The sequence below is a fragment of the Maridesulfovibrio bastinii DSM 16055 genome (assembly GCF_000429985.1).
Lineage (GTDB): Bacteria > Desulfobacterota > Desulfovibrionia > Desulfovibrionales > Desulfovibrionaceae > Maridesulfovibrio > Maridesulfovibrio bastinii.
The window spans coordinates 235,339-247,375 of record NZ_AUCX01000005.1 but is presented as its reverse complement, the minus strand read 5'-3'; the positions used below and the strand labels follow the sequence as shown (position 1 = coordinate 247,375).

Genomic DNA, 12,037 nt, shown 5'->3' with positions numbered 1-12,037 from the left:
TATGCCAGAATGCGCGGCCTCTCGAAGGCTCAAGAACAAAGTCTCCTCTGCGCAGCCTGCCAAAACATGAAGAAAATAGCGCTTATCCTAAGCGCTAGACGCATATTTTCTGATATTTTTAAAACTATTGCCTTCAAAGAGAGTTCCGTTCACTGTTTTGCTTCGAACTTGGGATTTGATCGACCAAATTTAAATTTTTCAAACTAAATCGAACAGAAATAGGGCGTAATAAAACCCCGCTTTTAAAAAAAACGGGGTTAGTCAGCAATCTGAAAACTCCTTCCTGTGCTTATAAAAACAGGAAGGAGTTTTAAAAATATTTTTTGCAGTGCTGTTACCAGCGTCTGGGAAGTGCGTGTCTGGCCCATTCGGTCAGCATGGGCTGCATTTCTTCACCAAGCAGATGCAGGGGAACTATTTTGCCTTCGATTATGATTCCCTGAGGGAATAAATTCAAGCCCTGATACTCCTTGGGTCCCTGAAAAGCAGTATTCTTGGCCAGCAGGACTGAAACATTCATTTCCTTGCAATAAGCAATCAGCCCCTCGGGGAAAAAGGCAGCGTCTTTTATGTTTCTACCAATGGTTTTAAACAGGGTTGTGCAGATGGAAACAAAATGCTCACGTCTTAAGGGCTGATGCATGGCCGAAACAGTTTCATTGGAGACAAAGGCTATTTCCTTGTCCATAAGATCTTCATAGGTCTTGCTCTCTCTGGCATCTCCCATAATAATTTCCCCAAGATCGAGAGTCTTAAAAAGCTTGTAAGTCTGAAGACCTACAATTTTATCGTACTCTATTCCGTAAAGGGAAATATCATCAAAACCGTTTCTATGAGCGTGTATATACTGGGAAATAAGCAGAATCCCGGTTCCGGTACCGATATCAAGACCGACATAACTATCAAGCTCTTTTAACTTCGGGGACATCTGCTGATTGATAATTGAGCGCAGTACATGGGCCGTTTTAGTGATGTCTCCCAGCATGCGTAATGAAAAGGACCACTGTCTCATATAATTCATCATCTCAATATCATCACCGGGTTCATTCAGGCTGCGGTGCCTGCTGAACATTTCACACAAACGGCTGACCTCGGCATGGGAGACCTTCTCATCAAAACCATCGTTATTTACATAACAATAAAAATATTTGAGCACGAAACTGAGAAGATCGGCATCACTTATGTTTGTTGCCGGGTCACAAAATTTAGCTAAATCGTGAAGAACTGAAGAATCATTATACAGTTCAGGCTGCAATACCTCTGTAGGGTAATGTTTGGGCAATGACGTTGAAACTGCTGTACTGTGCTCCCGCATCACAATATCTCCTTATATTTGTTCTTCTAAATTTATTTTATCTTAATATATGGCGGTCAATCTTTCCTGCATGGGATCAATGCACAGAACGTACCCAACAAATTTTCTGAGCCTAGAATTTTGACAAACAGTCGTGCTATTTCTTTGTAATAATTTAATAATTTTTATAAACATTTTTTAAAAACCCATAAAAAAAGCTGCTTCCAAGTTAATGAAAGCAGCCTGATAGGAATTTTTTGCTCTTGATGCTGAACGGACTTTAAAACCCGCCGTTATGTCTGGATAAAATTTTATCCACAACATCTCTATGCGCTTTATACGGATTTTCGGGAACAGCCCTCTGCTCAAGGGGGTCAAGCTCCCTGCAACATGGACCTTTTATGTGGAGGTTATAGGCTCTGACCATCAGATTTTCCAGATTAACACTATCCATCACGTTATAGGCTAGAAGCGTTTCCAGAGCCTTTTCATCAGCATACTTTTCATATTCGTTCCAGAGCAGGACAGCAAAAAAACCATCCAGCCCTTCCGCATCTCCACGGTTTATCCCGAAATGTTTTTCAATACCTTTCAACCCGCCGGTTATGCCCAGCGCTCTGAAAACAAATCGCAGATCAATATGGGCAGCATTAATCCTGATGCCGAAAAATTTCTCTATAAAAGGAATATCAAAACATTTACCATTAAAACTCACCAGCAAAGGAAATTCAGCAATGTCAGCAGCAAAGTCATCAAGATTGCGTCCGTTGATGTAAGTTTTAATTTCGCTGCCGGTCCACAAAGCGATTGTTGTAATTTCGCAATAGTCGAAATTTGTGCCGGTTGTTTCAATATCAATATAAGCAGCTTTATCCATAAAATAAGGAAACATGCGCCACTGAACCGCAGCAGGAAGATTTTTCCCGAACCATTCAACGTCACCATTTTCAAGATGTCTCAAAGAATCAGCACAGCCTTTCTGCATGGCCATAAGCTTTTTCACTGAAACAGGGGCTGAACGCCCTTCAATAATATCCGACCATTCAACAATGCCGGCTTTCCACAACTTCTCTTCAGTTGCTGCTCCCACTCCGGGAAGATGACAGAAAGTACTCTTCAACATTTTATATAAGCCTTTAAAAATGTACTTGATAAATCGATTAATAAATTATGTTCCCAATTAGTAACATTCTGTACGCCTGATTTAGTTATAGGTCCAGAGATGCTTTATTGACATCAGTCAGTGTCGGAAATAAAGAAAAAATGTTATCAGAGGTCATGATCGGGGAAGTTAATAAGCTTGACCAGAGCGCAGCCAAGGCGGTTATATTTTGGAAATGCCAGATATCCAGTCTGTGATCAGCAGAATAGATGAACATATTTTTATTCCTGCAAAAAAACTAATAGACCAGATGCCACCGGAGTATGTTCCCCTGATCATTGGAACCGCAACCGCTGTGGCATTTATTGTAACTCTGCTGGTAATTATTGTTTCCAGACCATCCAAGAAGAAATCTTCAAGCCCTTCAGTGCTGAAAAAACTTCATAAGGAAGGCGCCATAATAGATGTTGCTCTTCCCGGAAGTCCTACTGCTATCTGTGGCCGTGCGGTAATTACATCCATAAAAAAAGACCGTATAAAAATGGAGATGCTGGAAAATTCAGGAAGTGTAATTTTGAAACCTGAGCTGGAAGTCCTTTTCATGTTCAGACCGGAAAACACTTCTACTGATAAAATCAACAGCTTTACGGCAAGACTTCTTAAAACGGAAAAGAAGAACGGCCTCTGCACTTCCTTTTCGGCTGAAATGCCTGAAAAATTTTCCAATACTCCCAGAAGACAGCATCGCCGCAAGCGAGTTGTAGACCAGCAATTCATCAGGGTTAAAATCTGGGCCGGTGATATCAAAAACTCAAGGGATGATTTTTCGGATTCAGTGCCTGATCTTGCGGTTAACTCATACGACCCCCGTGCAGGCGGTCAGGAAGAAAACAGCATTATAAATATATCCAACGGGGGAATCGCCGTAAGCGCGATAAATGATCTTGTTGATGAGCGTTTTACAACTGACAGTGATGTGCTCTTGAATATTTTTATGTTCAATTTCCGCCAGAAAATATTCAAACCATACTGGTATGCCGGTAAAATCCGCTCCCTTGAAGAAAAGGGTCCGGACAAGACAAGATTAGGTATAGAATTTACCCATTCAGGAATAATTCAGGACGAAGATGAACAGCTGCTGCAATGGTATGAGCTGTAAGCGCAGAACTGTCTGACAAAAAAAGCGGATCAACTGCACAAAACTGTGAAGAATACCGCTTTTTTTGCGGCCAACGGACTTTTTTATAAGCCGGAAGATTATTTTAATCCTCCGGCTTTTATTTCGTCTCATGCCGCACGTCGTTGCCGGATATCCCCGGTCAACCTGTCTTATTTAAATATCGGTTCGCAAATTTTTTTCCACCGCGCAGAGAACCGCCATAAGCGGAAAAAACTTTGGTCTTTTTTTTAACACTTAAAATTTCAGTTTTAAGCTGAGAGTGCAGTTTACGGGCTTCCTCCGTAATCTGCTTCTGCAATTCCCTCAACCCGTCAACCCTCTCCAATTTCGCATCGAAATCTGTCCGGCCTTTATTCTGAAGAGCTTCGTTAGTCAGTCTATCTCTTTCAAAACACAGGACCTCGGCACTATCCACGTCACCAGTTTCAAGAGCCCTAAGTTCCTTGCGCCCGATTTCCAGAGCCTGATCAAGAAGTTTCAGAGTGTCAGCCATAAAAGCCTCTATTTTGAGCTTCTGATATCTTCACGAATATCGGAGACAACTTGTTTCCATTTGTTAACTGCTGGCAGAAATTCGAATTCAAGCAGGTCTGCAAGCAGAATCCAGTCTTCATTTTCAAGAACTTCACTCATTTCTGTGAAAAGGGAATTAAATTCTTCAACATTCTTTGTGAACTGAGGATGATCTTTAAGAGTGAAAGTATCTCTGAGTGATCCGATCATTCCAAGAAAATCACGGGTTACATCAAGAAGATCCTGATAAAGCTCCAGAGCTTCGGCATCATCAGCCTGACGGAAAAGTTCAGCGACCTGCTTACCGCCTCCGGCCATGATGTTTATAACCTTGTACATTTCAAGGGTGATATTTGAGGCCATTTCGGTGATACTGGCACTCTTTATTTCCAGACTTTCTATTTCACCGGTTTCGATATCTTCTGACTGATGCGGATAAATTTCACTGAAAGGTTCATTATTCAAAATAACATCAGTTACGATACGATCCTGCAGGTATCCTTCATTCATCACATTTTCAAAAACCTGCTCAAGATTTTCAAAATTACTGATATTCACATCACTTTTCTGTCCATCAATGACGACCATGTTAATTCTCCTCCTGGTATGCTACGAAATAATTTCCGATAAATAAGATTCAACTAGCATTATACAAAATTCATACCATTTTTCATAAACATCTTTTGAAAAAGGAAACCAGCGCAGAGTATTTTTTTAAAAGATTGACCAATCCTTCAAGGCCAAGCTGCTGCTGTGATTGAAAAATCCACAAAGAACCGAGTACGCTCAGCTCTGTTTTTTCAGACATTTTATCTTGTATTTTCTGTATATTAGCTAAGAATCCTGTTTTTAAAGATTCTGTGGGAGCTTTAGCCAGAAGTACGGCCTGCTTTATCATCAGAAACAGCAGGGCTGAAATTTCATCAAGGGTATTGCCAATTTCATTACAAAAAAGAACAGAGGGCTTCCGGTCCATTATAAAGGGTCTTTCGAAATCCTCCATGTCAAGAAATCGACGATACGCTTCACGCTGAATCCTGATCCACACTGCACGGTCAGATACCCCATGCCCTGAAAGAGATGCTAAATCCAGAAAACCTTTTTCATCCCGCACGGCAAGCCATGCTCTGGCTGCGCTGCGGTCAGTATCATCAAGCTGATTATTCTTCCATTTTCCGCAGTTAAGATAACTTTCAATATACCCGAAGACACTATCAGCTTTGATTTTATGACGACAGGCATGCTCCTGCTCACAGGGCACACCGAAAGAACACGGATGGCACACAATATCCGGCTCAAGAGAAAGAGAACCCTCCCTTGCCGGGCCAGTGTCAAAAGGCTGTGCGGTTGCCAGAAAAATAGAAACAAGAGGCACACCAAGCCCTGCTGCCAGATGCATGGTCCCGGTATCATTGGTAACCAGCAGTTTCATGCAGGATAGAGCCGCACCAAGGCCGGAAAGATCCGTTCGGCCCATAAGATTAACACAAGGAAAATCCTGCCCTGTCAATATTTGCTGCCCAACTTGCGACTCTGATTCAGTTCCGAAAAGAACCGGAACCAGATGCAATCTTTCCCACACCATTTTGCCTAGTTTACTGAAATAATCAGCAGGCCAGCGTCTGCGCTCCTCACTTGCTCCGGGTTGAAAACCTATGAATCCGGCAGCATTCAGCCCTGATTCATTTTTAAGCTTTTGAAGAGCTTTATTTTTTTCACCCTCCTCAACGTCGGACAATCTGAATGGGACAGCTTCATCAATCCCGGCAACTTTTCTGAACAGGTCGACAACATTAAAGGGACTGGCTCCCCTGTTTACCGAGGCAACCTGTAAAAACGCTGCCCAGGCTGAAGTATCCGCATTAAAACCGAATTCATCCAGAGCAAATCCTCTTACTTCGCGCCCTCTTCCAAGACGCATGGCCAGCAGCCTTGCCGGTATGGAAGGAGTTAAATTAACAACAATATCCGGCTTGAATTTTTTTTCAATTTCAAGACAGTAATTTTCAAAATGTCCAAGTGCTTCTTTCCAGTCACGCTCAGCAGCAGATAAAAAAGTGGCTCCGGGTAGAGGAAAAACAAAGTCCACATCACGCAGCAACGGGGCTGCACCGAAAAAATTTTTCAGACAAACGAGTGAAGTGGCGGCTTGCCGAGCAGCAAAGGAGCTTAGAACCGGCTGAGTCTGGAGAAGATCTCCGAATCTGGTCAGATTTATGACAAGTACATTCATTTTAGCGGACCCGGATTAAAAGTTTTTTTCAATTTTGCCAGTAAACACCGCCAGACCATGGCGTGCAAATCTTCATCCCATCTATTAACGGCTTCTGGTTCAGATAAACGGACGAATATGCCAGCTAAACGGAAACCACCTGAAAACAAGTAAAATCGTCCTGCCGTTCATCGAAAATCAGATGCACCGGCAGTCCTCCATAAGTATAAAGAAATTACCCGAACGATCAAACAGGAGTGATTGGCGGGCCTTAAATTTATTCAAGATCGGTACCATAAAAATCAGACACGGAGGATGCCTGTAATGAGTGACAGCAAAAAAATCAAAACTCTCTCAACGGAAAACCGCATATTCAACCCGCCTTCGGATGTGTCCTTTGCACATATCAAAAGCTTTGATGAATACAAAGCCGTTTATGACCGTTCCATAAACGATATGGAAGGTTTCTGGGCGGAACGTGCCGAAGAACTTCTGACATGGGAAAAAAAGTGGGATACAGTTCTTGAATATAATTTCGATACTCCGGAAATCAAATGGTTTGAGGGCGGAAAACTTAATGTTTCTGCCAACTGCCTTGACCGTCATCTCGAAAATGGACGCCGCAACAAAGCTGCACTCATCTGGCAGGGTGAGGAAGACGATGAAGTAAAAGTATATACTTATGACATGCTGCACCGTGAAGTATGCCGCTTTGCCAATGTTTTAAAAAAGATGGGCGTTAAAAAAGGTGACCGGGTTTCAATTTACCTTCCAATGATCCCGGAACTGGCAATAGCCATGCTGGCCTGTACCAGAATAGGAGCTCCGCACTCTATCATCTTTGCAGGATTCAGTTCCAACAGTCTGCGCGACCGCATCAAAGACTGCGGAGCCAAAATTCATATTACCGGAGACGGAGTTCTGCGTGGCGGAAGAACCATTCCACTCAAACCAAATTCCGATGAAGCTCTCAAGGACTGCCCCTGCGTTGAGCAGTGCGTAGTTGTTCCAAGAGCCAAAAACAAAATAGAAATGGTTGAAGGCCGGGATCACTTCTGGGGAGACCTCATGAGTGAGAGTGATATTTCAGACGATTGTCCCTATGAAATAATGGATGCAGAAGACCCGCTTTTCATCCTTTATACCTCAGGAAGCACCGGCGCTCCCAAGGGTGTTTACCATACCACCGGCGGATACCTGACCTATGCGGCTCACACCTGCCAGTGGGTATTTGACCTCGGTGAAGATGACATCCACTGGTGCACCGCTGACGTAGGCTGGGTAACAGGACATACTTATATAGTATATGGTCCGCTCGCTCTCGGCAGCACGAGCATTATGTTTGAATCTGTTCCGTCATATCCTGATCCTTCAAGATTCTGGCAGGTATGTGAAAAATTCAAGGTCAATACATTCTATACCGCACCTACGGCAATCCGCGCCCTGATGCGTGAAGGTGACAAGTGGACTGAAAAACACGACCTCTCTTCACTGCGGGTTCTCGGATCGGTTGGAGAACCGATAAACCCCGAAACATGGGTCTGGTTCCATGAAAAAATAGGTAAAGGAAAACTGCCTATCGTGGATACATGGTGGCAGACTGAAACAGGCGGACATATTCTTGCCCCGCTCCCCTATGCGACACCGCTCAAGCCCGGTTCAGCAACTTTGCCTTTGCCCGGAATTGACGCAGCAATTGTTGACAGACACGGCAAAGAAGTCGGTCCTGACGAAGGTGGATTTCTGGTTATAAGAAAACCATGGCCGGGTATGCTTCGCGGAGTATGGGGCAATCAGGAAAGATTCAAACAGCAGTATTTTGCAGGATTTCCCGGATGCTATGAATCCGGTGACGGAGCCAGAAAAGACAAAGACGGCTACTACTGGATAATGGGACGTGTTGATGACGTTATAAACGTATCAGGACACAGACTGGGAACAGCTGAAATTGAATCCGCACTGGTATCTCATCCGGCAGTAGCAGAAGCCGCCGTTGTTGGTAAGCCGCATGAAGTGAAAGGCCAGACTATTTATGCTTATGTAACCATCAAACCTGAGTTTGATGAAGACGATGAACTGGTAAAAGAACTCAGGATCCATGTCCGCAAGGAAATCGGGCCTCTGGCTACTCCGGAAATTATCCAGTTCACTCCGGGACTTCCTAAAACAAGAAGCGGAAAAATTATGAGAAGAATTCTCAGAAAAATTGTTGAAGAGGATACTTCCAACCTCGGAGACACTTCCACCCTTGCCGATCCTTCAATTGTTACCGATCTTATTGAAGGATACGAAGAAGTGGTAAACAGCTAAATCACTCATACGAAGTGCATCACTCCTCCCCCGTGAAGTCCCGGTCAGATCTGGCCGGGACTTCATTCATATAATGAAGTCAGACAGAAAAATTTTCTTTAACTATCCGTCAGCAATACTTTTTTTGAGATTTCCATTCATCAGGAAACCGTTTTGCGTTCGGTTGATTTTAAACCAGCCATCTTGACACATGCAATCGAGGTAACTAACTACATATAACCAAGAGAGCGTAGCAGCCCTGCTAAAATAAAACCGGAAAGGCTCGGCCTGTCCGGGATTTTTTTTCATGCTCGCAGAGTGTGATAAAAAAGCTGCATTAACAACGAAATAAAACAATGCGCTGATTTTGATCAGTGTTGAATTCAAGGAGTTTCTAATGGCTAAAGAAATAAAACTTTTCAAGCTCATCAACGGAGACATGGTTATCGGCAAGTGGGATGCAGAAAACAGCAAGATTGTTGATCCGGCTATTCTCCAGACCGTACCTTCACAGCAGGGTGTTCAAATGATGATCCTTCCCTTCGGTTATCCGTTCGACAACGATATTGACGGTGAAATCGATGGCAGACATATTATATATGAATACAAAAACTGCCCTGAAGAGATTGAAACCAAATACCTTGAAGCTTCCAGCAACCTGACCCTCTCAACCTCCGGCGGTCTCGGCGGAATGGGCGGCGGACTTGGTGGAGACATCTCCAACCTGATTAAATAAGATTCTTTACTGAAACTGATACAGGCGGTAAAAACAGGGAATAGGCGTTTCCTGTTTTTTCCGCCTCTTATTTCTTATATTACCAAATTTAGTTTTACGGATGACAATTTGAAAAGATTACTTCCTCTACTTCCACGTCCCACTCGCTATCTGGGTTCCGAATGGGGCACTGTCCACAAGGATATCAGCAAAGTCAGAGCGCATATTGCGCTTTGTTTTCCAGATCTCTATGAAGTGGGAATGTCCTATCTGGGACAAAAAATACTTTATGACATTGTAAACCGTCATCCGGATTTCTACGGTGAACGCGGATACGTTCCCTGTGAAGAAACTGCCGCAATTTTAAAAGAGCATGGTGAACTTCTTGCCACAATGGAAAGTGATACCCCGCTCAAAGATGTGGATGTCATCGGTGTAAGCATGACTCATGAGCTATGCTACACCAATGTGCTCTACATGCTCGAACTTTCCGGCATCCCCCTTAGATCGGCAGACCGTGGTGAAGAATTTCCGCTGGTCATAGCCGGCGGCGGGGCCTGCTTCAATGCGGAACCCATGGCAGATTTTCTTGATGCCATGATGCTTGGTGACGGTGAAGAATCAATTATAAGAGTGTTGGAGACAGTAGCCGACTGTAAAGAAAAAGGGCTGGACAGACAGGCTACACTTAAAGCTCTGTCAAAGCTTCCGGGACTTTATATTCCTGCTTTTTTTGATCCTGAGAATCCTGATGACACACTTATAGAAAAAGCAGTCGTGGATGATCTCAATCCAATTCCTTTTCCTCAGGGACAGGTTCTTTCATTCGGACAGGCTGTGCATGACCGTCTTACCCTCGAAATTGCTAGAGGCTGCACCAGAGGATGCCGCTTTTGTCAGGCTGGAATTATTTATCGCCCGGTCAGAGAGCGAACCCCTGAAAAGCTGCACAATATTCTCATGAACGGTTTAAAAGAAACCGGGTACGAAGAGACATCCTTTCTATCCCTTTCCACAGGAGACTACTCCGCTCTTGACGGACTGTTTGCCACAAGTTTTGACCACTGTGCGGCTGAACAGGTTTCTATTTCGCTGCCCTCCCTCAGAGTCGGTTCCATTTCCGACCATATAATGAAAAGAATTTCCTCCATCAGGCGAACCGGAGCAACGCTTGCTCCCGAGGCTGGAAGCCAGAGGATGAGGGATGTTATAAACAAGGGAATTACCGAACCTGAAATTCTCGACCATGTTCTAAAACTTTTCAATAATGGCTGGCAGTCGGTTAAGCTCTATTTTATGATAGGTCTGCCCACAGAAACTTTTGAAGATTTAGACGCAATTCTGGATCTCTGCCTCAAAGTAAGAGATGTTGCGGGCAAAAGCGTAAAACGTCTGAACATAACTGCCGCAGTATCACCGTTTGTACCAAAATCTCACACACCTTTTCAGTGGGACAGGCAGATTACAATTGATGAAATAAGTGAACGTCTTGATTATCTGAGAAGCATTTTCAAACCGAATAAAAGATTACAGCTGAAATTCCATCAGCCACAGATGAGTTTTCTTGAAGGTATATTTTCAAGAGGTGACCGCAGACTTGGTAATGTTCTTGAATCCGCCTATAAAAAAGGTGCCATTTTTTCCAGTTGGAAAGACCATCTTGATCTGAAACCTTACATACAGGCAATGGATGAATTCGGTCTTACAGCGGAAGAATTCCAAAGAGAAAGAAGTCATGATGAAAGGCTTCCCTGGGATCATCTCTCCTGCGGAGTCAGCAAAAAATTTCTGCTGACCGAACGCAGACGGAGCCTTGAGGAAAAAGTCACCCCCGACTGTCGCTATGACACATGCCGCAACTGTGGAATATGTCAGTTTAAAGGGCGCCACTCGCTGCTTGAAAAACAGGCTGAAGAAAAAGACATCCGCCCCAGAATGGTTTTCAAAACCAGAGATCAGGCAGATGAAAATGTGCCTGAATTTATCCCTGCTGAAAAACCGGAGCTTGGACTTAAAGGTTCCCATTTCAGATTATGGTTTGAAAAGATGGGGCCAACTGCCTACCTGAGTCAGCTTGATCTCCAGTCCGTGCTCGAAAGAGCTATGCGCAGAGCGGAGCTTCCACTTTCATTTTCTGAAGGTTTTCATCCCATGCCTAGAATCTCATTCGGCAAGGCTCTGCCTGTAGGCGTTGAAAGCAGCTGTGAATGGCTTAATATTATGCTGCGCACAGCAATAGACGCTGATGAACTCATAAAAAGACTCAACAGTCAGATGCCCATAGGCTTGAATATAGTCAAAGCGGATACTTTAACCCTTTCAAGGAAACATCCCCAACCTCAGGTTGAAGAATATACGATGACTTATTTCAACGACAATGAAACAGTCAGAAAGTGGATGGAAAACTGGCATGATTTTCTGGGGAAAGAGACTTTCCCGGTAGAGCGGAAAACGAAAAAAGGAACCAAAATCGTTGATATTAGAAAAACAGTCCGCTCAATCAGTTTCGATGGGGATCTCACGGTGAAAATTATGTTTGACTGGAGTGAACTTTATTTCAATCCCATAAAATTTATGGATGCGGTCTGCCCCGGTTCCAGTCTGCTTGATTTCAGGCTTGTAAAAACTCAGCAGAAATTTGAATAATACAAATATAATATAAATTAAATAAGGCCGGTGGTGACATTAACCCCCGGCCTTATTTAATAGAAAATTTAGTTAGCTGTGGAGAT

10 protein-coding genes are annotated in these 12,037 nt (G+C 43.6%); 5 read left to right on the top strand and 5 right to left on the bottom strand.

Annotated features, from left to right (window positions below; all coding sequences use genetic code 11):
• The coding region (locus G496_RS21385) for a hypothetical protein (RefSeq protein ID WP_245577837.1) at positions 1–207 on the top strand (207 nt) is incomplete at its 5' end.
• 127 nt (positions 208–334) lie between these two features.
• On the opposite strand, the gene G496_RS0101075 is transcribed toward G496_RS21385, so the two are convergent.
• Together G496_RS0101075 and G496_RS0101070 are read right to left on the bottom strand one after the other, a co-directional pair.
• Entirely contained in the window at positions 335–1,315 is a 981-nt protein-coding gene (locus G496_RS0101075; protein WP_027177641.1) for a hypothetical protein, read from the bottom strand.
• A 259-nt stretch (positions 1,316–1,574) separates the two neighbouring features.
• The gene (locus G496_RS0101070) at positions 1,575–2,417 is read right to left on the bottom strand and encodes a ribonuclease H-like domain-containing protein (protein ID WP_027177640.1); all 843 of its coding nucleotides are present in this window, start codon (positions 2,415–2,417) and stop codon (positions 1,575–1,577) included.
• A 214-nt stretch (positions 2,418–2,631) separates the two neighbouring features.
• On the opposite strand from G496_RS0101070, the gene G496_RS0101065 reads away from it, so the two are divergent.
• Positions 2,632–3,555 carry a PilZ domain-containing protein gene (locus tag G496_RS0101065; protein ID WP_425411659.1) on the top strand — a complete coding sequence of 308 codons (924 nt, stop codon included), beginning with the start codon at positions 2,632–2,634 and terminating at the stop codon, positions 3,553–3,555.
• Positions 3,556–3,715: 160 nt separating this feature from the next.
• Here G496_RS0101065 and G496_RS0101060 read toward each other — a convergent pair whose 3' ends face one another.
• From G496_RS0101060 to G496_RS0101050, 3 genes are all read right to left on the bottom strand, one after another.
• Positions 3,716–4,069 carry a hypothetical protein gene (locus G496_RS0101060; RefSeq protein WP_027177638.1) on the bottom strand — a complete coding sequence of 118 codons (354 nt, stop codon included), beginning with the start codon at positions 4,067–4,069 and terminating at the stop codon, positions 3,716–3,718.
• Between the two features lie 8 nt (positions 4,070–4,077).
• A complete protein-coding gene (locus tag G496_RS0101055) occupies positions 4,078–4,677 on the bottom strand; it encodes a DUF8043 domain-containing protein (RefSeq protein ID WP_027177637.1) in 600 nt (199 codons plus the stop codon).
• 82 nt (positions 4,678–4,759) lie between these two features.
• Positions 4,760–6,322: a glycosyltransferase family 9 protein gene (locus G496_RS0101050; protein WP_027177636.1), complete on the bottom strand. Its 1,563-nt coding sequence runs from the start codon at positions 6,320–6,322 to the stop codon at positions 4,760–4,762.
• Between the two features lie 303 nt (positions 6,323–6,625).
• Here G496_RS0101050 and acs point away from each other — a divergent pair, with 303 nt between their 5' ends.
• From acs to G496_RS0101025, 3 genes are all read left to right on the top strand, one after another.
• Positions 6,626–8,611: an acetate--CoA ligase gene (gene acs, locus G496_RS0101040; RefSeq protein ID WP_027177635.1), complete on the top strand. Its 1,986-nt coding sequence runs from the start codon at positions 6,626–6,628 to the stop codon at positions 8,609–8,611.
• Positions 8,612–8,987: 376 nt separating this feature from the next.
• The gene (locus G496_RS0101030) at positions 8,988–9,326 is read left to right on the top strand and encodes a hypothetical protein (protein WP_027177633.1); all 339 of its coding nucleotides are present in this window, start codon (positions 8,988–8,990) and stop codon (positions 9,324–9,326) included.
• 108 nt (positions 9,327–9,434) lie between these two features.
• Positions 9,435–11,951, top strand: a complete 2,517-nt coding sequence (locus G496_RS0101025; protein WP_027177632.1) for a TIGR03960 family B12-binding radical SAM protein — start codon at positions 9,435–9,437, stop codon at positions 11,949–11,951.
• The last annotated feature ends 86 nt before the right edge of the window (positions 11,952–12,037 follow it).